The sequence below is a fragment of the Dietzia timorensis genome (genome assembly GCF_020742175.1).
In the GTDB taxonomy this organism is placed as follows: domain Bacteria; phylum Actinomycetota; class Actinomycetes; order Mycobacteriales; family Mycobacteriaceae; genus Dietzia; species Dietzia timorensis_A.
Genome location: NZ_DYXM01000223.1, coordinates 39740 through 63442, shown reverse-complemented (window position 1 = coordinate 63442; position 23703 = coordinate 39740). Strand labels below are relative to the sequence as shown.

Annotated in this window: 22 protein-coding genes; 15 read left to right on the top strand and 7 right to left on the bottom strand. The window is 64.7% G+C overall.

Annotation, left to right across the window (positions count from 1 at the left end; genetic code table 11):
- The first annotated feature begins 58 nt into the window (after nucleotides 1-58).
- From K8V11_RS11725 to K8V11_RS11695, 7 genes are all read left to right on the top strand, one after another.
- Nucleotides 59-808: a TIGR00730 family Rossman fold protein gene (locus K8V11_RS11725; protein WP_303914402.1), complete on the top strand. Its 750-nt coding sequence runs from the start codon at nucleotides 59-61 to the stop codon at nucleotides 806-808.
- Nucleotide 809: 1 nt separating this feature from the next.
- A complete protein-coding gene (locus K8V11_RS11720; RefSeq protein WP_303914390.1) occupies nucleotides 810-1394 on the top strand; it encodes a TIGR00730 family Rossman fold protein in 585 nt (194 codons plus the stop codon).
- Entirely contained in the window at nucleotides 1391-2287 is an 897-nt protein-coding gene (folP, locus tag K8V11_RS11715) for a dihydropteroate synthase (RefSeq protein WP_303914387.1), read from the top strand. The genes K8V11_RS11720 and folP overlap by 4 nt, the downstream gene beginning before the upstream one ends.
- Before the next feature lie 54 nt (nucleotides 2288-2341).
- Entirely contained in the window at nucleotides 2342-3274 is a 933-nt protein-coding gene (locus K8V11_RS11710; RefSeq protein WP_303914385.1) for a glucosyl-3-phosphoglycerate synthase, read from the top strand.
- Nucleotides 3275-3382: 108 nt separating this feature from the next.
- Nucleotides 3383-3706 carry a DivIVA domain-containing protein gene (locus K8V11_RS11705; protein WP_303914382.1) on the top strand — a complete coding sequence of 108 codons (324 nt, stop codon included), beginning with the start codon at nucleotides 3383-3385 and terminating at the stop codon, nucleotides 3704-3706.
- A gap of 132 nt (nucleotides 3707-3838) precedes the next feature.
- Entirely contained in the window at nucleotides 3839-4006 is a 168-nt protein-coding gene (locus tag K8V11_RS11700; protein WP_067475471.1) for a DUF3117 domain-containing protein, read from the top strand.
- Nucleotides 4007-4097: 91 nt separating this feature from the next.
- Nucleotides 4098-5003 (top strand): putative RNA methyltransferase, encoded by a 906-nt coding sequence (locus K8V11_RS11695; protein ID WP_303914378.1) that lies wholly within the window; start codon nucleotides 4098-4100, stop codon nucleotides 5001-5003.
- Nucleotides 5004-5058: 55 nt separating this feature from the next.
- On the opposite strand, the gene K8V11_RS11690 is transcribed toward K8V11_RS11695, so the two are convergent.
- Nucleotides 5059-5712 (bottom strand): hypothetical protein, encoded by a 654-nt coding sequence (locus K8V11_RS11690; RefSeq protein WP_303914376.1) that lies wholly within the window; start codon nucleotides 5710-5712, stop codon nucleotides 5059-5061.
- Between the two features lie 238 nt (nucleotides 5713-5950).
- On the opposite strand from K8V11_RS11690, the gene sigE reads away from it, so the two are divergent.
- The 3 genes from sigE to tatB all read left to right on the top strand — a co-directional run bounded on the left by sigE (nucleotide 5951) and on the right by tatB (nucleotide 9352).
- On the top strand, nucleotides 5951-6619 hold the full coding sequence (gene sigE / locus K8V11_RS11685; RefSeq protein ID WP_303914373.1) for an RNA polymerase sigma factor SigE: 669 nt from the start codon (nucleotides 5951-5953) through the stop codon (nucleotides 6617-6619).
- A 759-nt stretch (nucleotides 6620-7378) separates the two neighbouring features.
- Nucleotides 7379-8734 (top strand): S1C family serine protease, encoded by a 1356-nt coding sequence (locus K8V11_RS11680; RefSeq protein ID WP_303914370.1) that lies wholly within the window; start codon nucleotides 7379-7381, stop codon nucleotides 8732-8734.
- A gap of 126 nt (nucleotides 8735-8860) precedes the next feature.
- A complete protein-coding gene (gene tatB / locus K8V11_RS11675) occupies nucleotides 8861-9352 on the top strand; it encodes a Sec-independent protein translocase protein TatB (protein ID WP_303914367.1) in 492 nt (163 codons plus the stop codon).
- Nucleotides 9353-9422: 70 nt separating this feature from the next.
- On the opposite strand, the gene K8V11_RS11670 is transcribed toward tatB, so the two are convergent.
- From K8V11_RS11670 to K8V11_RS11655, 4 genes are all read right to left on the bottom strand, one after another.
- A complete protein-coding gene (locus K8V11_RS11670) occupies nucleotides 9423-10565 on the bottom strand; it encodes an Mrp/NBP35 family ATP-binding protein (protein WP_303914364.1) in 1143 nt (380 codons plus the stop codon).
- A gap of 106 nt (nucleotides 10566-10671) precedes the next feature.
- The gene (locus K8V11_RS11665) at nucleotides 10672-11781 is read right to left on the bottom strand and encodes a lytic transglycosylase domain-containing protein (protein ID WP_303914362.1); all 1110 of its coding nucleotides are present in this window, start codon (nucleotides 11779-11781) and stop codon (nucleotides 10672-10674) included.
- 420 nt (nucleotides 11782-12201) lie between these two features.
- Nucleotides 12202-12723, bottom strand: coding sequence for a DUF1003 domain-containing protein (locus tag K8V11_RS11660; RefSeq protein WP_303914399.1), 522 nt, complete (start codon nucleotides 12721-12723; stop codon nucleotides 12202-12204).
- 26 nt (nucleotides 12724-12749) lie between these two features.
- The gene (locus tag K8V11_RS11655) at nucleotides 12750-14087 is read right to left on the bottom strand and encodes a magnesium transporter MgtE N-terminal domain-containing protein (RefSeq protein WP_303914359.1); all 1338 of its coding nucleotides are present in this window, start codon (nucleotides 14085-14087) and stop codon (nucleotides 12750-12752) included.
- Nucleotides 14088-14214: 127 nt separating this feature from the next.
- Between K8V11_RS11655 and K8V11_RS11650 the strand changes: the two genes are divergently transcribed.
- From K8V11_RS11650 to K8V11_RS11635, 4 genes are all read left to right on the top strand, one after another.
- Nucleotides 14215-15228, top strand: a complete 1014-nt coding sequence (locus K8V11_RS11650; protein WP_303914356.1) for a CoA ester lyase — start codon at nucleotides 14215-14217, stop codon at nucleotides 15226-15228.
- A gap of 52 nt (nucleotides 15229-15280) precedes the next feature.
- Complete coding sequence (locus tag K8V11_RS11645) at nucleotides 15281-15784, top strand: general stress protein (protein ID WP_303914355.1); 504 nt, start codon at nucleotides 15281-15283, stop codon at nucleotides 15782-15784.
- Between the two features lie 10 nt (nucleotides 15785-15794).
- Nucleotides 15795-16379 (top strand): suppressor of fused domain protein, encoded by a 585-nt coding sequence (locus K8V11_RS11640; RefSeq protein WP_303914352.1) that lies wholly within the window; start codon nucleotides 15795-15797, stop codon nucleotides 16377-16379.
- A 61-nt stretch (nucleotides 16380-16440) separates the two neighbouring features.
- Entirely contained in the window at nucleotides 16441-17397 is a 957-nt protein-coding gene (locus K8V11_RS11635) for a glycine betaine ABC transporter substrate-binding protein (protein ID WP_303914348.1), read from the top strand.
- Here the strand turns inward: K8V11_RS11635 and K8V11_RS11630 are convergent, their stop codons facing one another.
- Nucleotides 17398-18504, bottom strand: coding sequence for a magnesium and cobalt transport protein CorA (locus tag K8V11_RS11630; RefSeq protein ID WP_303914345.1), 1107 nt, complete (start codon nucleotides 18502-18504; stop codon nucleotides 17398-17400). It abuts the gene before it with no gap.
- A 197-nt stretch (nucleotides 18505-18701) separates the two neighbouring features.
- Here K8V11_RS11630 and ygiD point away from each other — a divergent pair, with 197 nt between their 5' ends.
- Complete coding sequence (gene ygiD, locus K8V11_RS11625; RefSeq protein ID WP_303914343.1) at nucleotides 18702-19505, top strand: 4,5-DOPA dioxygenase extradiol; 804 nt, start codon at nucleotides 18702-18704, stop codon at nucleotides 19503-19505.
- A gap of 153 nt (nucleotides 19506-19658) precedes the next feature.
- Here ygiD and K8V11_RS11620 read toward each other — a convergent pair whose 3' ends face one another.
- Nucleotides 19659-23420, bottom strand: a complete 3762-nt coding sequence (locus K8V11_RS11620; protein ID WP_303914340.1) for a multifunctional oxoglutarate decarboxylase/oxoglutarate dehydrogenase thiamine pyrophosphate-binding subunit/dihydrolipoyllysine-residue succinyltransferase subunit — start codon at nucleotides 23418-23420, stop codon at nucleotides 19659-19661.
- Nucleotides 23421-23703 lie beyond the last annotated feature (283 nt).

Here is a 23703-nt window from a genome sequence, read left to right as displayed (position 1 = left end):
CTCAAGGAAGGCTCTTTAGATGTCCTTGGATTTCCCGTTCCGCCTTCGTGGACCCGTGATGGTGCGCGATGGTGAACCGTCGTCTTCGACGACGGATTCCCGCCTCCTTGATACGCAGGCCGACACCGATTGGCTCCATACGGACCCGTGGCGCGTCATGCGCATCCAGAGCGAATTCGTCAACGGATTCGGCGCGCTGGCGGAGCTTCCAGAGTCGGTGAGCGTGTTCGGATCGGCCCGCACCAAACCGGGGGACGAATACTACGAGCAAGCGGTCGAACTCGGCGCCGCGCTCGCGGAAAAGGGTTACGCCGTCGTCACCGGCGGTGGTCCCGGCCAGATGGAGGCGGCGAACAAGGGAGCCCGAGAGGCCGGTGGTTTCTCTGTCGGCTTGGGTATCGAGCTGCCGCACGAACAGGGGCTCAACGGGAACCTCGACCTGGGCATCCACTTCCGCTACTTCTTCGTCCGCAAGACGATGTTCGTGAAGTACTCACAGGCCTTCGTGTGCACCCCGGGCGGGTTCGGAACACTCGACGAGCTCTTCGAGGCCGTCACGCTGGTTCAGACGAAGAAGATCACCCGGTTCCCGATCGTGCTCCTCGGCACCAAGTTCTGGGGCCCACTGGTCGACTGGATCAAGAACTCGCTGGCCGCCGAGGGCATGATCTCCTCGGAAGACCCCGATCTGATCCTGTGCACCGACTCGATCGACGAGGCCGTCGACCACATCGTGCAATCGCACCGCGAAGCGATCGCCGCGAAGGTCGAACGCGGGGAGAACAACGACCTGACCGGGCGGCGATAGGATGTACGAAGCCACTCGAAGCGAAGACACCCATTCGCGTTTCTCGGTCTGCGTATTCTGCGCCTCCTCTGTGAAGGAACCCGAGGCACTGGCACTTGCGCGGGACCTCGGCGAAGCCATAGGCGAACGCGGTTGGCGCCTGGTGACCGGCGGTGGCAGCGTATCGATGATGGGGGAGGTCGTCGAAGGCACACGGGCCAAGGGCGGTTACACGCTCGGCGTGATCCCCGAGAAACTGCGCGCCAGAGAAGTCGCCGACATCTACTCCGATGAGCTTGTCGTGGTCGACACGATGCGCGAGCGCAAACGTGCGATGGACGAGGCTTCGGACGCGTTCATCATCCTTCCCGGCGGGATCGGCACGCTCGAGGAATTCTTCGAGGTATGGACCTCGAGGTTCCTCGGCTTCCATGACCGTGCCGTCGTGATCTGCGATCCGCACGGCTTCTACGCGCCGCTGCTGTCGTGGCTGGAGGGCCTGGTCGAACGCGGATTCGTGCAAGAATCCGCGATGCGGGCGTTGCACGTAACGACCTCGACCAAAGATGCTCTCGACATATGTAGTGGAGCTACGGAACGACGATGAACACCCCACATCCGGGCCCGGAAGCACGCCCGTCCGCGACGTTGTGCGGTCGCCGGGTGGCCGGCGACCGCGGGCTGATCATGGCGATCGTCAACCGCACGCCGGACTCGTTCTTCGATAAAGGCGCGACGTTCGACGACGCACCTGCGATGGAGAGGGTTCGCACGGCTGTCGCCGATGGCGCGGACATCATCGACATCGGCGGGGTCAAGGCAGGTCCGGGCGACGATGTGGACGCTGCCGAGGAGATCCGCCGGGTGGTGCCGTTCATCGAGGCAGTGCACGGCGAATTTCCGGACGTGTTGCTGTCGGTGGACACCTGGCGCAGCGAGGTCGCCGCTCCTGCCGTCGCAGCAGGCGCGGCGATCATCAACGACACGTGGGCAGGTTACGACTCGACGCTCGTCCACACCGCCGCCGAAACCGGCGCCGGGTTCGTCTGTTCGCACACCGGCTCCGCGACCCCGCGCACCCGGCCCTACCGTGTCGGCTACGAAGACATCGTCGGTTCGGTGCGGGACGAGCTCGCCGCCGCTGCGCATGCCGCCGCCGACGCGGGCGTCGCCCGGGACGCGATTATCGTCGACCCGACGCACGACTTCGGAAAGAACACACACCACGGGCTTGCCCTGCTGCGCAGCCTCGGTCCGCTCGTCGAGCTCGGCTGCCCGTTACTGATGGCGCTGAGCAACAAGGACTTCATCGGCGAGACGCTCGACCTCGGGGTCGACGAGCGGGGGGAGGGAACTCTCGCCGCGAGTGCTGTCGCGCTCTGGCAAGGCGCCCGCATTCTGCGTTGCCACGACGTGCGGGGAACGAGACGGGTCGCCGAGATGGTCGCGTCGATCGAGGGAACGCGCCCTCCGGCTCGTGTCACACGCGGTCTGATCTAGGCTCGCAGGTACATCGAAAGCGCGCCCGCGAAGCGCGGAGAGGGAGTCCGGGAATTGGCAGCATACAGCGGTATCGCCACCTTTGACGGTGCGCAGTGGACGGTTGCCGAGCTCGCCGCCGCAAAGCAAGGCCGCCGGATCTCGGTCGTGCTTCCGGCGCTCGACGAGGAGCGCACCGTCGCGGAGGTGATCGCGTCCATTCTGCCGCTGACCACCGAGGCCGGAACCCATCTGGTCGACGAGCTCGTAGTCGTGGACTCCGGCTCCGCCGATTCGACGCGCGAGGTGGCGCGGGCTGCCGGCGCGCGGGTCGTCGGCGTCGAGGAGATTCTCGCCGGCACCGGCGAACGATTCGCCCCACGGCCGGGCAAGGGTGAGGCGTTGTGGCGTTCCCTCGCCGCGACGACCGGCGACATCATCGCCTTCGTCGATACCGATCTTCGTGATCCTTCTCCCGGCTTCGTGCCCGGCGTGGTCGGCCCGTTGTTGCTGTCACAGCGGCCTGTGCTGGTCAAGGGCTATTACCGTCGCCCGTTCGTGGGGGACGAGAATACCGATCCGTTCGGTGGCGGGCGCGTCAATGAGCTTGTCGCCAAGCCGCTGCTGGCCTCGTTCGTCCCGGAGCTCGTTGAGTTGCGGCAGCCTCTCGCCGGCGAATACGCGCTCCGTCGAGATTTCGCCGAAGCGGTGCCCTTCGCCGCGGAATACGGAGTCGAGATCGGCCTCGTGCTCGACGCCGTACGGCTTCACGGCCCGGAGGGAATCGCGCAGGTGGACCTCGGTTCGCGGGAGCATCGGCACCGCTCTCTGCAGTCGCTCGCGCACACCAGTCGGCACGTCATCGAGACGTTCGCGCGCCGACGCGATCTCCCGCTGGCCGAGGACGTTCTCGCGCCCGACCGGCCGCCGATGCGTGAGGTAAGGGCACGGGAGGCGGGCACGACGGGAGCGCCGAGCAGGCCGCCGGGGAGCGTGGCGACCGGTTGATCGCGACGTCCGCCGTCATACGCGGGTGGGTCCCGTCTACGGCCCCGTAAACTGGGGTCGTCGGGGTAGCCCCCGAAACAGTCGAGAGATAAAGGAAGCACAGCTCGAATGCTCAGCGTCTTCGTGTACGTCGTCGGGACCGTCGTGGTCGCGGCGATCATCTTCGTCGTGGCCGTGCTCTTGGCAGGGCGCGGCGAACCGCTCCCTCCCGTGGAAGCGGACCAGACGCTCACGCGCCTGCCAAAAGGCGCCTTGACCGGCGACGATGCCCGCGACCTCCGGTTCGGGGTGCGTGCGCGCGGATACGACATGGTGGAGGTCGACTGGGCGATCGAACAGCTCGGCGCGGAGATCGACAAGCTGCGCGCGAACGGGTCCACGAGCAGCAGAGCGGCCTCGGAATCGGCGGGGGAGTCGGCTACTCGGGCTTAAGTCTGACGCGCGCATTTCCCTCGCGCTAAAATGGACTAATCCTCCCCGCGAAAAGCGCGGATGGCACACGGTGTCACCGCTCGCGGCCGGAGAATCGAGTAGTGGGATAGTCCCGGAAAGAGAGTGCAGCAGATGGCGGCGATGAAGCCCAGGACCGGCGACGGACCAATCGAAGCGGCCAAGGAAGGCCGCGCAATTGTGATGCGAGTCCCGGTCGACGGCGGCGGACGGCTCGTCGTCGAGCTCACCCAGGAGGAAGCGGAGGCTCTCAGCGTCGAGCTCGGGAAGATCACCGGCTGATAGCCCCTCCAGACCACCGAAAGTCTCGGGGCCGCCGCGGCCGCGCCCAGCGTGAGCCCGGCGGCCTTTTTCGTCCCCGAACAGAGGTTTCATGACTAGCTCGGAGCCGGACTTCGCGCCCGCAACTGCCCTCCGGCGCGTGTTGCCGCTGCTGCGGTGCCCGGTGTGCGGACACGAACTTACCGAGTATGACGGCGGAGCTCCGGGCCCGCGGGTCCGCACCCTCGGCTGCAGCGAGGGACACCGCTTCGACACGGCGAAACAAGGGTATGTGACGCTACTCGGATCCGCGGGGCGCACGGGCGGGGGCGACGACGCCGCGCAGTTGGACAAGCGGGAGTTGGTGTTGTCTACGGGACACTTCGACCCGCTCGTCGATCGGCTTGTGGACGCGGTTCGGCCGGCGCTAGGTGACGGGGGAGTGCTTCTCGACTGCGGAGCGGGTACAGGGTTCTATCTCAGCCGCATCCTCAACATCTGCGACCGGGCCACCGGAATCGGCACCGAGATCTCCGCGGCGGCGGCACGGCGGCTGGCCAAGGCGCATCCGCGGGCGGCGTCGGTCGTCGCGGATACGTGGCGTGGGCTCCCCGTGGCCGACGGCTCGATTGATGCGCTCGCCGTCGTTTTCGCGCCGCGCAACGCCGCCGAATTCGCGAGGTGCCTGCGCCCCGGCGGTCTGCTCGTCGTGGCGTGGCCGTCCCAGGATCATCTGTCCCCGCTGCGCGAGGAGCTCGGGATGCTGAACATCGAGAAGGGCAAGGAAACCAGGCTCGGCGCCGAGCTCGAGACCCATTTCGACTTCGATGAGGAGGGGAGCTCGACGGTGACATCGAATCTCCGACTGAGCGCGGACGAGGCGGTCGGCATCGCGCTCATGGGTCCGTCCGGCGCCCGCATCGGAGAAGAGGACATGCGGCGGCGTGTCGAGGGGCTCGGGCGCGAAGTTTTTCCGGCTGCATTGTCGGTGAATGTGTCCGTATTACGCAGGCGGTAGCGCGAAATCCGTGCCTTTTCGTTGGCGGGGTCAGCTGCCGGCTACCGGATACGGGCTATGCCGTGAGGATCGACATCCCGTTGCCGAGCGGAAGGCGAGTGATGTGCGCGGTTTCGGGAAGCCCGTCGACCTCATCGAAAAACGAGATCGAGTCGAGAATGACGACCGCGCCGCCGCCGACGAGTTCGAGACCGCGCGTGGCGAGAGCCTTCGCCTCGACCTCGCCGTCGTGAGCCACTACGAGGCCGTAGGAACCCGCCGCCAACTTACCCATCACCTCGAGCGGACGGGCGGCGATGACGCGGCACGAGCTCGCTGGGAACCCAGCGGCCTTGACCGCCTTTTTCCCCGCCTCGGAGTGGTGCGGGTCCGAGGTGATGGCGGTGACCATCCCGGGCTTCGTCCCACCTGCGGCGGACGACATCCCCGTGAGCAGGGACAATGCGACCACTCCGGGCGCGGACCCGATGTAGACGGCCGAACTCGCCTGAGACATCGAGGCGAGAAGCTGGAGCAGTGCGGTGGCGTTGGCATCCGGTGCATGCCCGCCGAGCTCGGAGCTTTCCTCCCGGGCAGCCCGCAGCGCCCCGGCGAGAGCAGCCTTGCCCGCATCGTCGCCTGTGGTCGAGTCCGGTTCCGCCGTACCCAAACACCGCTCGTAAAGAGCGCTCAGCCCGGTCGGATCCGCCTCACCTGAACCCACAGTCACACCTGCCCCTTTGGTATCGCTACCTGCGTTGTTGCCGTTCGATTACGGGCTACAGCCTAACCCGCGGGGCCTCCGGCAGGCCGAAGAACTGCCGTCGGCGTGTTTCCCGGTTTCCGAAGATTCCTTCACATTCTCAGGGCACACACAGCGCAACACTACGTGCGGCCCAGACCTATTCGGCAAGGTATAGGCAGATGGTCCGGACCCACCCTGTTCGGGCACAGGAAGGAGGCGTCGGGTGTACGAGTTCCCGAATACGCCGAACACGCATCGGCACGTTGACGCCGGGGTTGGCGCTCCGCAGGATGGAGGCGCCGATTCCGTTGCCGAGGTCGAAGCCGCCACCGCGGCGTTCGATCGTTCTGGCGACAAAGCCGATCTGCCGTCGTGGAACCGGATCGTCGCAGATCATGGCGACCGCGTGTACCGCCTCGCCTTCCGTCTGACGGGCAATGCTCAAGACGCCGAGGATCTAACGCAGGATGCTTTCATCCGCGTGTTCAAATCCCTCGACCGCTACAAGCCCGGAACCTTTGAGGGATGGATGCACCGCATCGTCACCAATCTCTTCCTCGACCAGGTCCGCCGCAAGGCGCGCATCCGGATGGATGCGCTGCCCGAGGACCAAGAACGTCTTCCGTCCGGCCATAGCGGTCCCGAACAGGTCGTGGTTGGCGAGACCTTCGATCCCGTGCTCCAGCGGGCGTTGGACAACCTTCCGCCGGACTATCGCGCCGCCGTTGTGTTGTGCGATATCGAGGACCTCACCTACGAACAGGTTGGCCGGATCCTCGGCATCAAGATGGGCACTGTGCGCAGCCGAATCCACCGTGGGCGTGCAGCGCTGCGCGCCGAGCTCGCAGCCGGCGGCGTCAACTCGATGGCCGAGGCTCTAGGCGGTAGCTGACGCTTTCGGCGCCTATACTGGGCGCCACGTGAAGGTGCCCGGGCGCCGTGCCTACCGAAGGAGACTCGGCACCATAGTCACGCCTGGTCGACACTGGACGACATCGGACGCGGAAAGGACAGTGGGAATGGTCGCGCAGCCGCAACCCGGAGAATTCGCTCCCACCGAGCACCTCTCCAGCGAGGCCGTCGCAGCCTTCGCCGACGAGCGCCTGCCCACCGCCGCACGTGATCGCGCGTTGAAGCATCTGGGACAGTGCCCCGAATGCATGGATGCATTGCAGGTCCAGCGCTCAGCCAGATACGCATTGCGGCATTCTGGTCCTATTCCGATGCCTGGGACTCTCGCCGAACGTCTCGCGCATATCGCCGAGGAACCGCCACATTGCGGAAAAGTCTCGTCTTCAGCGGAGAACGGGCATGGCGGGGCGTCATCTGGTCGAAGTGCGTGGCAGCGTCTGAAGTCCTGGGTGTTTAGACGCTAGGCTCGTTCAAGGAGTGCCGCCCCGCGGCCACTCGCAGAGTTTTACAGCCGTCAGCAGTACAGGAGAGTCGCATAGTGCCAGGTGAGGATCGGCCCGGAACGCCCGAAGGCTTCCGACCTCCCGAAGAAGGTGCACCTCGGCGCCCCTTGCGCCAGCCGCAGCGGCAATGGCGCCCACCAGTCGACAACGCCACCGAGAAGGCGTTCCGGAGGCCACCTGGTGTGAGTGGGGCCAGCGATCTCGAGGGATCCTCGCGGCACCAGGACCGCATTACCGTGCCACCCAGGAACCCCGTCCACGAACAGGTATTCGGTCGCCCCGCCGGCGCGACGGACATGCTCGAGCGTATTCCCGGCAACGACACGGGCAAGGGCGACGAAACCGATTCGACGGACATCGCCGAATTGGCGAACCCGTGGCGGAATCCGGAAAGCGTTGTCGAAGAGGGTTCCCCGGCCCGAAGGGAACCACCGGAACGCCCGGTTCTCGACCTGGTGGGGAACAAGAGGCGCGGCAGCGCCGATGACGAGGAGCCCCGCAAGCTCGGGGTCCGCGAGGTCTTCTTCGGAAAGAGGCTCTCGTGGCAGGCGCTCGCCTCGGTGGGGGCGGCGTGCGCCGTCATCGGACTATTCGGTGGTGCTGCGGGACATTTTCTCGCTGAGAGTTCGACGAGCCTGACGAGTAACGACGTCCGACTTCGAGAGGCGCCGCCGGCGCATTTGTCTGAGGACAATGTCATCGGCGCGGTCGCAAATGAGGTACAGCCCGCCGTCGTCAACATTCAGGTGACGTCGGACAGCGGCATGGGCGAGGGAAGCGGCATCGTCATCGATGACCGCGGCTACATTCTCACCAACAACCATGTCGTGACGATGGAGGGCGCAGCGGGCCCGGGCGCCGTCATCGAAACAGTTTTTCCCACCGGGCAACGCGCGAATGCCGAAATCGTGGGCACGGATCCGAAGACCGATCTCGCGGTCATCAAGGTCGACGTCGAGAACCTCACGGTCGCGCAGCTGGGCAACTCGGATGAGGTCGAGGTGGGCCAACAGATCATCGCGATCGGCTCACCGCTGGGTCTGCCGAAAACTGTGACTCAGGGGATCGTCTCGGCCACTCAGCGCGCAATGGCGCTCGGCAAGGACGCTTCGGAGAACGGGGACGTCATCGACGCACTGCAGACAGATGCCGCGATCAACCCGGGCAACTCCGGTGGGCCGCTTGTCGATACGCGCGGCGCGGTCGTGGGCATCAACACCCTGATCTTCTCCCAGTCCGGCGGCTCGGATGGGCTTGGTTTCGCGATCCCCATCAACGAAGCCAAGCGCATCGCCGAAAAGCTGATAACCGATGGGGAAGTGCGTCACGCGTCGATCGGCGTCAATGCGCGCACAGCCGCCAACGGGTCGCTCGACGGCGCCGAAGTTGTCAATGTCGCCGAAGGTGGCCCCGCGCAGCGCGGCGGCATGCGTGAAGGCGATGTCGTCGTCAAGGTCGGCGATCGCGACATCCATTCCAGTGACGAACTTGTCGTCGCGGTGCGCAACGCGGGCGCGGATGGCGACGTCCCCATCACGGTCGTTCGTGACGGCGGACGAGTCGAGCTTTCCGTGCGGCCCGAGGCCGAATAGGACAAGGCAAGGCGCCGGCCGCGGCGATGCGTCTGCTGTATGCGGGCCACGAGGTAGCTGGGCGTTTGGTGTGGGAGGCGTTTCCAATTGAATGCAGCGCGGGTAGCCCGGCTATCCTAGGAGACGATGTTGCCAAACGTTGGTTGGGGCGAATTCTTCATCGTCGCGGTAGTCGCCCTTGTAGTCCTTGGACCCGAGCGACTTCCTGATGCCATGCGCTGGGTCGCCAACGGGATCCGTAGCGTGCGCGATTTCGCCAGCTCGGCGCAGAAACAATTGGAAGATGATTTCGGCACGGACTTCGAGGAGTTCCGCAAGCCGCTGCAGGAGATCAACCAGCTTCGCAGCATGAGCCCGCGTTCGCTCGTTACCAAGCACCTTCTGGATGGAGACGATTCGCTGTTCACCGGGAACTTCGACTCCCAAGGCTCGCCACAGGGGCAGGCGCCAGGCAACGGTACTCCCACGCAGGCCCACGTTCAGACGCCGACGAACGGCGCGCAGACACAGGGCGGGGCGGTGCAGCACGGCGGCGTGCAAGCCGCACAGCAGGGAAGCCCGTCCGCGCCTGTGCAGGGCCCGGCAGGCGACCTTCCGAACTACGACGAGGCCACGTAGGGCCCACCAACCCGCGCGCTAAGTTCCGGCGTCCGCGAACGGCGCTGGTTCCAAGTCCGCAGGAGCGGGATCAGCCCATGAGATTGCGGGTGGTGTCGATCCCCAGATTCATCCCCACCAGTCCGCGCTTCCGGATGGCGAAACTGTCGGCAAGCGAAGAGAACGCCTTGGCCGGCGCAGACTCGGGCTGGGTGAGCACGATCGGCGTACCTTCGTCCCCATCCTCGCGCACCTGCGGGTCGAGCGGAATCTGCCCGAGCAGCGGTACCTCGGCGCCCACGGCACGGGTCAGGTTGGCGGCCACCGTCTCGCCGCCACCGGAGCCGAAGAGCTCCATGCGTTGCCCATCCGGCGCTTCGAACCACGACATGTTCTCCACGACACCGGCGATCTTCTGGCGCGTCTGAAGCGCGATCGCACCGGCTCGTTCGGCGACCTCGGCTGCGGCCTGCTGCGGGGTCGTGACAACGAGAATCTCGGCGGTCGGAATCAGCTGCCCGATCGAGATCGCGACATCGCCGGTGCCCGGCGGCAGGTCCATGAGGAGCACATCCAGATCGCCCCAGAACACATCGGCCAGAAACTGCTGCAACGCCCGGTGCAACATCGGACCACGCCACACGACAGGCGCATTGCCGGACGTGAACTGCGCAATCGAGATGACCTTCACATCGTGCGCGACAGGAGGGATGATCATCTGCTCGACCTGTGTCGGACGGATCGTCGAACCGAGCATGCGCGGCACGGAATGACCGTAGATATCGGCATCGAGCACGCCCACCGACAGTCCGCGCGCGGCAAGACTTGCCGCGAGGTTGACGGTAACAGTGGATTTGCCGACACCGCCCTTTCCGGACGCCACGGCGTAGACGCGTGTGAGGTTCCCGGGCTGGGAGAAAGGAATGACCGGTTCGGCCGAGTCTCCGCGGAGGCTCTTACGCAATTCGGTGCGCTGCTCATCGTTCATCACGTCGAGCTCGATATCGACGTCGGCGACACCGGGTACGTCGAGAACGGCACTGCGCACTCGATCGGCGATATCGGTCTTCATCGGACAGCTCGCCGTCGTCAGATAGACACCGACCGATACGTCACCGGAATCGGAAATATCGACGCCCTTGATCATCCCCAATTCTGGAAGGGGCTTGCGAATCTCCGGGTCGTCCACCTTCGCCAACGCGGCGCGAACTGCATCTTGGCTGGGAGCGCTCATAATATACCCAGTCTAGATCCCGGGCGGTCTCATTAGACAATCGCCCAGGACTACGCCCGCCCCTGAAATAGTCCGGGGGCGGGCGGATTCTTCGAGGCCGAGCGAACTAGGGGCCAAGAGGCGGAATCGTCACCGGCAAGCCGGGGATCTGTAGTCCCTCGTTCTGAGCAACATTTTCCGGCGCTGGGGGAGCCGGTGCCGGTGCAGGCGCGGGAGCCGGCGCTGGTGCCGGCGCAGGCGCGGGAGCCGGTGCAGGCGGCGGAGGTTCGTTCCCCTCTGGTGCGGGCGGTGCGGGCGCCGGCTCCGGACGCGGTTCACAGCCCTCGACGGTGACCTTCTCGTCCGGAGTCCCGGGCGCCTCGGTCTCGGGAGCGGCCTTCGGCTCACCCTCGGTGCCCTCGGGGCACTTCTCCGGGACCGGCTCGGGCTCGGGGTGGATCGGTGGCAGGTCGGCAGGATCCGGTGCGATGCCCGTCGCGTAGGCCTGCGCCCACGCGTTGACGTTCTGCACGTACGCCTTGGAGTTGTTGTACGACAGGATCGCGGCCTCGCGCTGCGCCGGATCCTCCATGCTACCGCCAGAGGCGCATAGGTAGTTTCCGGTGGAGTAGGCGGAGTCGAAGATGTTGTGCGGGTCAGCCTTCCCGTCACCGTTTCCGTCACGGCCCAGTCGCTCCCAGGTCTCGGGGAGGAACTGGCCGGGGCCGACTGCACGGTCGTATTCTTTGTCGCCGTCGACATTTCCGCCGTCGGTGTCCTTGATCACGGCGGATCCGGAGAGCTTGCCATCGAGTCGTGGGCCGAAGATCGGCTTGAGTGAGTTGCCATTCACGTCGAACTCACCGGAGTTTCCGTGGTTGGACTCAACCTTCTTGATACCGGCGATCAACGTCCAGTCCATCGCGCAGGCAGGCTGCTCCTCGGCGAGTCGACCCGCGGAATCCTGGTATGCCTTGAGCGCGATACCCGGGATGCCAAGCGGCCCCTCGGGGAGATTGGCGGGTTCCGCCGGCGGGGGCGGGGTCTCGCTGGAGGTCTCGGTCGTGGGCTGAGGGGTGACCTGTTCGGCAACTTGACGATATTCGCGCGCGGGCTCGTCATTGTCGCGATTGGACTCGACAACGATTGCGGTGCCGCAAATACCAGCGATCACCGTGGCGGTGACGCCGATGCCGATCGTGGTTCGACGATTGTGAATCAGTGGACTGCGTCGCACCTGTTCATCCTCCAACTTCGATTCCGGGTTAGGTGTCGCCCCGCGGCCTTGCCGTGAGTCGTCGCCTTTGCTCGTGTTCTGCATAAACCCGGAAAATTCCCCTACTGCTTCGTGCTGCGCCGGTGGTCACCGTCTTCTCCGCACCGGCGGGCGGGCGGAAAGTTACGGACAAGTGATCGTCGGGGCGTATGCCCGCTCGATGGCACATCGGAAAAAATGCAACACGAGAAGTGTAAGCCAAGTTCAGCGTGATTTGAGAGATCTTTCGCCGAAAATGTTTCGCCCGTCAGCGTAATCACATCAGTCACTGTGGTAACTAAGAATTAGCGTCGGCGCCCTACCTTGGATTCGCTGCGCTTTCCTTGCATGCGTCCTGGTAATATTAATTTGTGTTTATGTTCTTTCGGCGTCCAATTTCGGTTATGACGTCGGACGTGCCTGTTCCGCAGGCTGGTCCTCATCGGCTTCTCCCGCCGCAAGCTTCGATTCCACTCTCGCCAAGACATCCTTGATGTCATCGAGTTCACGGCGCAGGTAGTCACGAGACACCGTGTCGCCGAGCGAGAGCCGGACGGACGCGAGCTCGCGTGTGATGTATTCGGTATCGGCCTTGGTCTGTGTGGAGCGAAGGCGGTCTTCCTGGATCGAAACCTTGTCCCGGTCTTCTTGTCGGTTCTGCGCGAGCAGGATCAGCGGAGCTGCGTATGCGGCCTGCGTGGAGAACGCGAGGTTGAGCAGGATGAAGGGGTAGGGATCGAACCGGAAAGCAACCCACGAGACGTTGATGATGATCCAAACGACCACGACGACGGTCTGGATCATGAGGTATCTGCCGGTGCCGAAAAACCTGGCAATCATCTCGCTGTAGCGGCCCACGGCGTCTGGGTCGATATTCACGCGGGGACGACGGCGCGAGGTCACCGGTTGATTGAGTGACGTCATTCCCTGGGCTGATGCGTGCTTGTCCTTCATGCGCGTGCCCCCTGTTGCTTTGTGGGATTCGAGTCGTCCTGGGCGTCGCCGTCGTGGATGTCGAGGTCTCGCCAGTTCTTCGGCAACAGGTTGTCGAGTAGGTCGTCAACCGAAACGGCGCCGAGTAGGTGCCCCTCGTCATCCACCACCGGTCCGCACACAAGGTTATAGGTGGCGAAGTATCGTGTGATCGCGTTGATCGAGTCATCGGGCTGCAGCTGAGACAACGAGGAATCGAGAATCTCGGCGACCATGGACGAGGGCGGTTCTCGCAGGAGCGACTGGATATGCACGCTGCCCAGATAGCGTCCGGTCGGCGTCGCGGTAGGCGGGCGTACGACGAAGACAAGGGAGGCGACGGCGGGGCTGAGCTCAGGGTTCCGGCAATGCGCGAGAGCCTCGGCGACCGTGGTCTGCGGGTCGAGGACGATGGGCTCCGGGGTCATCACGCCACCTGCCGTGTTCGGGTCGAACTGCATGAGGCGCCGGACCGATCCCGATTCGGACGGGTTCATCATCGACAGGAAGGTTTCGGCTTCCGAATCAGGTAGCTCGGTGAGGAGGTCTGCGGCGTCGTCGTGGTTCATGACCTCGAGGACGTCCGCCGCACGCGCGAGCTCGAGATGCGTCACGATCTCCGTTGCCTCGTCGTGCGGCAGCTCCTGGAGGACATCGGCGAGTCGCTCATCGTCGAGAGCCATCGCCACGGCGAGACGACGTTGCTCGGGTAGCTCGCGCATCGCACGAGCAACGTCCGGCACACGCATGTCTTCGAACTCCGACAACAAATGAGCGGCATCTCCGGAATCCTGAAGTTTGTCTTCGTTCTGTTCGCGAACGAGCTCTTCCCACTCGACGACGCTCACGGCGCCGCGGCGACCGATCCGTCCACGCCGACGCGGCTGCACCGCCACCCGCGAGATGGCCCAGTCACGGCTTCGCTGCCTTTCGATCTCGATATCGGCGATGCGGGACTGGCGGACGTTCGCGCCCGACTCTGCATTCGCCGGCACCTGATCGTCCTTAACCGTGACGACGGTATCGATGATCTCACCGAGGACGAGAGCCTCCGCCTCGCGGACGGAGAACTTATGCAGGTTGATCACTCCCGAGGCGAGCGAAACCGCAGTCGGTTCAATCGCGGACACGCGCAAGATCGGCACGAAGATCCGGCGCCTCGTGGGGAGCTCGACGACGAGTCCCAACACTCGGGGCGGCAGACTATCGGTGCGCTTGGTGACAACGACGTCCCGGATGCGCCCGATTTCGTCACCATCGGGCCCTGTGACGGGCATCCCGGCTAGCCTGGCTACGAAGACTTTGCTCGTTGACATAGTGACAACATTACGAAATTTCCGTTCGAGTGCTCACAGTGGCGGGGGCGGACCGGGTTTGACGCTCCCACGAACGCCGCCCCGCGCGAAGCTGCGGGAGGACGAAGCGGCAGGAAGGCGGATTCTCATGAGCTCCGATAGTCCCTCCGACATTATCGCCGGGCTGCGTCGCGCTTCCAGGCGGACGACGCTTGCCGTGCCCGGCTCGAGCGTGAAGATGCTGGCCAAGGCGACCGGTCTCGAGGCGGATGAGGTGTTTCTCGATCTTGAAGACGCCGTGGCGGGGCCGGCGAAGATCGAAGCTCGCTCCCAAGTCGTCGACGCGCTCTCGGCGGGTGGTTTCCGCGCACGACAGCTCGCCGTACGTGTCAACGCCTGGGACACCGAATACACCGTGGGCGACCTCACCGAGGTCGTCTCGGGCCTCGCGGCCCGTAGCGAGGGCGCGAGAGCCGAGGGCGGCGCCGGGCGGCAAGTGCCGCTGGACACCGTGATACTGCCGAAGGTGCGCGAGGCCGGGGAAGTCGCGGCGGTCGACCTCATTCTCCGTCAACTCGAGCGCACCCACGGGCTCATCGAGGGTGCTATCGGGCTCCAACCTCAGATCGAAGACGGGATGGGGCTCATCAACGTCGATGCAATCGCCACGGCCAGCCCACGCGTAGTCTCCCTGGTTTTCGGTCCGGGGGACTTCATGGCTTCTCTCGGGATGCGCTCGCTTACAGTCGGGGCGCAGCCGGAGGGGTACGAGGTCGGCGATGCCTACCACTATCCGCTCACGCGTATCCTCGTCTCCGCCCGGGCCCACGGCATCCAGGCCATCGATGGGCCGTATGTAAAGGTTCGCGACGTCGAGGGATTCGAGAAGGCCGCACGCCACACAGCCGGCCTCGGTTACGACGGAAAATGGGTTCTGCACCCGGCGCAGGTAGACAAGGGCAACGAGGTGTTCACTCCGCGTGAGGACGACATCGAGCGCGCCGCCGAGATCCTCGCTGTCTACGATAAGTCGACATCGGTCTCGGGCGGTGCGCGCGGAGCGATCATGGTCGGCGACGAGATGGTCGACGAGGCGGGCCGTAAAATGGCACTGACAGTCCGAGACAAGGCCGTGGCCGCCGGTATCTGGCCGGGGCCGTAGCGTTGAGGCAGCGATCGCACCCCATGCGCAGGAGGAAGGACGTGTTCACGAGATGACGTCGGCGAACAGTCAAAACCGTGGCCGGGCACAGGCTCGAGGCGTGCCCACTCCGCCGACCGGATGGGTCGTCGCGTCGTACGCGACCTACCTGGAGGCCCAGCGTGCCGTCGACCATCTCGCCGACCACGAATACCCCGTCGAGAAGGTCACGATCGTAGGCGTCGACCTCATGCAGGTCGAGCGCGTAATGGGGCGCCTGTCGTGGGGCCGGGTACTGCTCAGCGGTCTCATGACGGGCGTGTGGTTCGGCCTGTTCATCGGGCTCATGCTCGGGATTTTCGCCACCGAGATACTCGGCCCGGTGCTCTTCGGCATCATCGGCGGCGGCATCTTCGGCATGATCGGCGCGGCGATAAGCTACGCGGCCACCCGCGGCCAGCGGGATTTCGCGTCGACCTCTCAACTCGTCGCCAACCGCTACGACATCCTCTGCGAGCCCGACGGCGCCGAGAAGGTGCGTGACGAGCTCTACCGCCTCGGCATGCGGCCGGCCTAGGGGGCTTTAGATGAGCGACGTCACCACCGCCGTATCCGAACAGTTGGACCAGCACTTCTCCGGTTATCACCGCGACGAAGCCGAAATCACCTTCCTCGGCAACGCGCCGATGCGGCTACTGCGCTTCGTGCCCAATTCCGGCCCCGGCGACGACGATGTCGTCTGGTACGCCTCTCTCGGGTGCTCGTCCCATCCCATGGACCCAGAGGCCATCAACCCCGACCCGGGCGCTCCGCGTGCGGAAATCGTTCTCGGCGTTCGGCGCGGCATCGATGCGGTGGGCAAAACCTTGGCCATTATTGCAGCAAGCCCCTCCGTCGAGGGAGTTGTGCTCCGCGAGGGTCTGCTCATCGACCTCGAATCCCCGTTGTGGCCGGGGTCGTCGTTCACCGCCGTCATCCTCACGCCGTCCCAGGTGCCGGATGTGGCAGGGGACTGGGGTGCTGATGTGGTCGTCTACCAGGCGGTCCCTGTCACCCAAACCGAGGCGGCATGGGTTCGCCTCAAGAGCGCGGACACATTGCGCGAGGCGTGGACGGAGGCGGGGGTCGACATACTCGATCCAGACCGATCGGCAGTGCAACCGCGCGACTGAACAGCCGCCGGCGGCGAGACCGATGGAGACTGAACGAACGAAGGGCACAGGTAGAGAAGGCGTGAAGCGAATCGCACTACGTTTGTCGAGGCGAGTCCGGGTCGGTGTGTGCGCCGCGGCGGCAACATCCACGCTCGCCGCATGTGCGGTGCCCAACGACATGGTGCCCACCTACCCGTCGAGGGACGCACTCACAGTCGCACCCTCGGAGGTCATCGGGCACGAGGTGCTCACCGACGTGTACGCGCTCGCGCTGCGTCGCGAAGGTGTGCTCGTCGAGATCGCCGAACCCTCCGGGACGACCACCGACGCGACCGACAAGGTGCTCGCCGGGACGTCCGACTTCACCATCGGGTACTCGGGACAACTACTGGATGACGTCGAAGGTGCCGATTCCTCCGCGTCTGCCGACTCTCCGATGTCCGCGACCGAGGTGTACGAGCAGCTCGAGGATTCCGTGCCGGACACCGTGAGCGTCGGCCCGGCGGCCAGGGGGCAGGACAAGCCGGTCGTGGTCGTCACCGAGCACACCTCGACGACGATGGGCGTGCGCACGATGTCCGATCTGTCGGGTCGCTGCGACGAGCTTCGCCTCGCCGTGTCGCCGCAGACCGCGCACGCGCCAGAGGTGCGCAGTGCGCTTCGCGGATACGACTGCCAGTTCTCGGATGTGGTGACCGATTATCCGAATCCCACCGAGATTCGCGAGGCGCTGCGGCGCGGCGATGTCGGGGCGGGAATCATCTATAGCAGTGATCCGGCGCTCTTCCCACCGGACATGATCCGGCTCGATGACGATCGGAACCTGATCCAGGCGCAGACTCCCGTGCCTGTTTTCACCTCCGGCTCGCTGAGTGAAGAGGACCAAGAGGTCCTCGCCAAGGTCTCCCGAAAGATGAGTACGAAGGAGATGAGCAAGCTCAACGCCGCGGTCGAGTCCGGGCGCACTCACGCCATCGCGGCGGCCTCGGGCTGGCTCAACGACAATGGTTTCGAGTCGTCCCTGGACGCTGGTTAGTCAGAGCCACTTGTTGCGGCGAAAAAGCCAGTACAGGACGACACAGATTGCGAGCATGAACGCCAGAACGGCATAGTAGCCGTATTTGTAGTGTAGGTCCGGCATGTTGTCGAAGTTCATGCCGTAGATGCCGGCGATCATAGTGGGGACGGCGGCGATTGCGACCCACGCCGAGATTCGCCGCATGTCCTGGTTCTGCTTGTTCCCTGCCCGAGCGATCGCTGCATTGACCAGGGAGGTCAGGCGCTCGTCGTATCCGGTCACGTCTTCGGCAACGAGCGTGTGGTGGTCGAGCACGTCACGGAAGTAGTGCCGGATTTCGGGGACCACAACTTCGAACTCGTCCTGCGTGAGCCGTCGAAGCGGCGTGCCGAGCGGGGTGATTGTGTGCTTGAGCTCGAGGGCTTCGCGCTTGAGGAGATAGATGTGTTCGATCTCCAGATTTTCGTTCGGCGAGAACACGACAGATTCGACCTCCTCGACGTCGACCTCGACCGCATCGGCGACCTTGATGTACGCATCGACGATGTGGTCGGCGACGGCATGCATCACCGCCGAAGGCCCAAGGGCCAGGAGTTCCGGGCGGTCTTCCATGTGGCTGCGCAGGTTCGCCAGGCCGCCGAAATCCCCGTGCCGGACAGTCAGCACGAACTCACGCGAGGCGACGATGAGGATGTCGCCTGTGGCCACGATCTCCTTGGCGCTCTTGACCGAGTCGTGTTCGCGGTAATCGACGGTGCGCAGGTTGAGGACGAGAGTGTCGTCGTATCGCTCTAGTTTCGGGCGCTGTCCGCCGGTAGTCGCGTCTTCGGTGACGAGTTCGTGGAGCCCGAAACTCTCCGCGATCCCGGCCATCTGCCGCTCGTCCGGCTCGAAAAGGCCGATCCACACGAAGCCCTCACCGCGGTCGCGCACGTAGTCGAGTGCGGTGCGGAGATTTTGCTGTCCGGGCACGCGGGCCCCATCGACGTATACCGCGCAGTTGACGACGGCGCGTTCGGCAGGCACGTTGGGGCCACCGGGAGTCGAGTCCTGCTTGGAGGAACCGGATGGGCTGGTGCTCAGGTTCGGAACGATCTTGTCGAATCCGAACGAAGAGGGAGACACGGACGACGCTCCTCGGCGAAGGTGGCGGACTTCATGGCGGCGTAGATGACTACGCAGTGATCTTATTCCACGAACGACTCCGGTTGGTGGAACGCGAACGAAAGCGGCGTGAGGCACTACCGGAACGACACCGAATGAGATATTGTTGATGTATCAACTAAATGCGAGTGACTACTTCGCGAAAGGGAACGAACATCATGTCTGACATTAGCTCACCGAAGGCGACGGGGCGGCAGCCCGCGGTATTCATCGGGCACGGAGCACCCAATAACGCCATCGAGGACAATACGTGGACCAAGGAGTGGAAGAAGATCGGCGAGTCGCTGCCGCAGCGTCCGCGTGCGGTGCTCACGGTCTCCGCGCACTGGTTTATCGGAGCCACTGCGGTGACGGCCATGTCGAAGCCGCGCACGATCCACGACTTCTTCGGATTCCCGCAGGAGCTATCGGAATTCGAGTACCCGGCAGACGGTGCTCCCGAGCTCGTTTCTCAGGTGGAAGAGCTCGCTCGGCCCCAATGGGTTGGAGCGGACGAGGATTCGTGGGGACTCGACCACGGGGCGTGGTCGGTGCTTACGCATATGCTGCCCGAGGCCGACGTCCCGGTGGCGCAGCTGTCGCTCAATGCCACCAAGTCTCCGGAATACCATTTTAATCTCGGCACCAAGGTGGCCGAACTAGCCAACGACAACGTTCTGCTGCTCGGCAGCGGGAACGTGGTTCATAACCTGCGTATGGTCAATCCGGCGGTCGGGGACACCGGCGAGGCTTGGGCCCATCGGTTCGACGACGCCGTCGAAGAGCTGCTCGTACACCGGCCCGAGGACATCCTCGAGATTCTCGAGCACCCGGACTTCGCCCGCGCCGTGCCCACGCCCGACCACTTTCTGCCGGTCGTCCACGCCGCAGCCTGGACGGCGGCCCTGGGGCGGAATGCCGAAACTTTCGACAAGGGCTACACGTGGGGCTCGCTATCGATGACAAGTTACACCGCTGCCTGATCTCGGCAGGGCGGGCTTCGCGGGTCCGCCGTCATACATAAAAAAGTTCCGCCCCTCTCGTAGCGTAATGCTGCGGGAGGGGCGGAACTCTTCCACCGGACGGTGGACTGTGCTGTCTTGTCTTGTCTTGACTGGCCTTGCTCTAAATCCTGCCTACTCGAAGGCCTCGTCGACGAGCTTCTTCTGCTCGACCGCGTGCACCTTCGACAGGCCGGTGGAGGTGGCGGCCATGGCTCGGCGGGAGACGAGCTTCATCGGCGGCCAGCCGTCGACGACCTCGGGCAGCTGGAGCGCGAGGAACGGCCACGCACCCTGGTTCGCGGGCTCCTCCTGAACCCAGCGGACCTGCTTGAGGTTCGGGTAATGCTCCAGCGCATCGGTGAGGCGGCGGTACGGGACCGGGTGCAGCTGCTCGAGTCGGACGACCGCGATATCGTCACGGTCCTCCTTCTCCTGTCGGGCCGCGAGCTCGTAGTAGAGCTTGCCCGAGACCAGCAGCATCGTGGTCACCTTTTCGGGATCCTTGTCGGAGCCCGACGCAAACGTCGGATCGTCGAGGACGGAGCGGAACTTGCCCGTGGTGAAGTCCTCGACCGCCGAGACGGCCTTCTTGTTGCGCAGCATCGACTTCGGGGTAGCGACGATGAGCGGGCGGGCGATGCCCTTCGCATGCCGGCGAAGCAGGTGGAAGAAGTTCGCCGGGGTGGACGGCTGTGCGACGGTCATCGAGCCCTCGGCGCACAGCTGCAGGAACCGCTCGAGGCGGGCCGAGGTGTGGTCCGGGCCCATGCCCTCGTGGCCGTGCGGCAGGAGGAGGGTCACCGCGGACTTCTGCCCCCACTTGGCCTCACCCGACGAAATGTATTCGTCGATGATCGTCTGGGCGCCGTTGACGAAGTCGCCGAACTGCGCCTCCCACAGCACCAGCGCCTCCGGGTTGCCCACGGAGTACCCGTACTCGAAGCCGAGGCCCGCGTACTCGGTGAGCGCCGAGTTGTACACGTTGAACGTGCCTTCGCCGCTGGGAAGGTGGGCGAGCGGGGAGTAGACCGAGGAGTCCTCCTTGTCCACGACGACTGCGTGGCGCTGGGTGAAGGTACCGCGGCGGGAGTCCTGGCCGGCGAGGCGGACCGTGCGACCCTCCTGCACGAGCGTGCCGATCGCGAGCAGCTCGGCGAACGCCCAGTCGATGCCACCGTTGTAGGCCATCTTCTGGCGGTGCTCGTACACCGGCTTGACGCGCTGGTGGATGGCAAAGCCCTCCGGCAGCGCGGCGAAGGCGTCTCCGATCTCGTGGATCATGTCCTCGTCGACCGCGGTGACCAGGCTCGACGGCAACGGCTGCTCGGCCTCGATCGAGCGCGAAGGCTTGACCGCGTGCTTCTCCAGCTCGCGGACCTCCTTGAACACCTGCTCGAGCTGCCCCTGGAAGTCGCGCAGCGCCGTGTCCGCCTCGGCCTCGGTGATATCGCCACGACCGACCAGGTCGCGGGTGTAGACCTCGCGAACGCCCAGCTTGTCGTCGATGATTTCGTACATCTTCGGCTGGGTCATCGACGGATCATCGGCCTCGTTGTGTCCGCGGCGGCGGAAGCAGATGAGGTCGATAACGACGTCCTTGTGGAACTCCTGGCGGAAGTCCATGGCGAGCTTTGCGACTCGGACACAGGCCTCCGGATCGTCGCCGTTGACGTGGAAGATCGGTACGCCGAAGCCCTTCGCGATATCCGTCGCATACTGGCTGGAACGCCCGGACTCCGGAGCGGTGGTGAAGCCGATCTGGTTGTTCACCACGATGTGCACCGTGCCGCCGGTGGTGTAGCCGTCGAGGAGCGCGAGGTTGAGCGTCTCGGGGACAACACCCTGACCGGCAAACGCGGCGTCTCCGTGCAGCATGAGCGGCACGATCGGGAAATTCGCGGCCTTGTCCGCCGGCAGCTCGTCCTGCTTCGCGCGGACAATGCCCTCGAGAACAGGGTCGACTGCCTCGAGGTGGGAGGGGTTCGCGGTGAGCGAGACCGTAATCTCGTTGTCGCCGAACATCTGGTAATGCGTGCCGCTGGCGCCGAGGTGGTACTTGACGTCGCCCGAACCGTGGGCGGCGGAGGGATCCATGTTGCCCTCGAACTCGGTGAAGATCGCGCCGTAGGGCTTGCCGACGATGTTCGCGAGCACGTTGAGACGGCCGCGGTGTGGCATGCCGATGATGACCTCGTCGAGGGCGTAATCGGCGGCCTGATCGATGACCGCGTCCATCATCGGGATCACGGACTCGGCACCCTCGAGCGAGAAGCGCTTCTGGCCGACGTACTTGGTCTGCAGGAAGGTCTCGAATGCCTCGGCGGCGTTGACCTGGCTCAGAATGTACTTCTGCTCTGCGTTGGTGGGCTTGTCGTTGACGCCCTCCAGGCGCTCCTGCAGCCACATCCGCTGTTCGTTCTCGATGATGTGGGTGTACTCGATGCCGATCTTGCGGCAGTAGGCCGCGCGCAGTACCGACAGCACGTCGCGCAGCTTCATCTTGTCCTTGCCGACGAAGCCGCCGACGGAGAACTTGCGGTCGAGATCCCACAGCGAGAGCTCGTGCGTATTGACGTCGAGGTCCGGGTGTACCTCGCGACGATTGAAGGCGTGCATGCCGTCGAGCGGATCGACATCGGCCATAAGGTGGCCGCGGTTGCGGTAGGCGGCGATGAGCTCGAGGACACGGGCGTCCTTGTCCACCCGCGGGTCCGTGATGTCGCGGCGCCAGCGGACCGGCTCGTAGGGGATGCGCAGCGCCGAGAAGATCACGTCGTAGAACGAATCGTCGAGAAGCAGACGGTGGATCTCGCGCAGGAACTCGCCCGATTCGGCGCCCTGGATGATTCGGTGGTCGTACGTCGAGGTGAGCGTCGTGATCTTGCCGATGCCCTGATCAGCCAGCTTCTCCTCGGACGCGCCCTGGAACTCGGCCGGGTATTCCATCGCGCCGACGCCGAGGATGGTGCCCTGGTTGGCGGTCAATCGCGGCATCGAGTGCACGGTGCCGATACCGCCCGGGTTGGTGAGCGAGATGGTGACCCCGGAGAAATCGTCCATGCCGAGCTTGCCGAGGCGCGCGCGCTTGACGATGTCCTCGTAGGCGTCGAGGAACTCGCGGAAGTTCATGCGCTCGGTGTTCTTGATCGCCGCGACCACGAGTGTGCGCGATCCGTCCTTGTTCACAAGGTCGATAGCGAGGCCGAGATTGATGCCCGAAGGGGTCACCATGTTCGGCTTGCCGTCGATCTCGGCGAAGTGGTTGTTCATCGACGGGTGCGCCTTGACGGCCTGCACCATCGCGTAGCCGATGAGATGAGTGAAGGAGATCTTGCCGCCGTGGGTGCGCTTGAGATGGTTATTGATGACGATGCGGTTGTCGATCATCAACTTCGCGGGGACCGCGCGGACCGACGTCGCCGTCGGGATTTCCAGCGACTTGGTCATGTTCTTCGCGATCGCGTTTGCAGCGCCGCGCAACACCTTGTTCTCCGGCTCCGCAGGCGGCTGGAAGTCCGGAACGTCCGGGAGTATCGCCGACGAGCTACGCGTGGCACGATCTGCATCGCTGCGGGGGCGCTCGTTCTTCTGCGATGCCTTCGACTCGGCATCGTCGGACGCCGGAGCCTGGGACGCCTTGGCCGCAGGCTTCTCACTCTTCGCCGTCGCGGCCTTCTTCGCCGCGGGCTTCTTCTCGGCGGAAGCCGACTTCTTCTTATCCGCGGTCGGTGCCTTCTCGTCCCCGCCCGAGACATTCGGTGCGGAGGGGGCGCCGTTCTTCTCGAAATATTCGTGCCAGCTGGCGTCTACAGAATCCGGGTCGCTACGGAATCGCTCGTACATCTCATCCACGAGCCATTGATTTTGTCCGAACTGCGAGTCTTGTACGCTCACGACCGAAAACTGCCTTCCTTGTTTTTCTACCTATTTGCGCTCGGTGGGTCCCACCGCGCCTAAAACAGCGACGATTCTATTGTTGCTGGTGGAGAGGGCTCCGGGCCCGTAGTTCCGTTCCCGACGCACGGTAGTGCCATGCGGGCAGGCGGAACCTCCGTCATCCTTCGTTCTACCCGTTTTCCGGGTATTCGGCACATCCGTGCTCAAGGCTAGTCGGCGCGCCGTAAGCCTGTCGCCGTTTGAGGGTCTCGGCGCGCCGCGCGGTGCCGCCCGCGAGGCA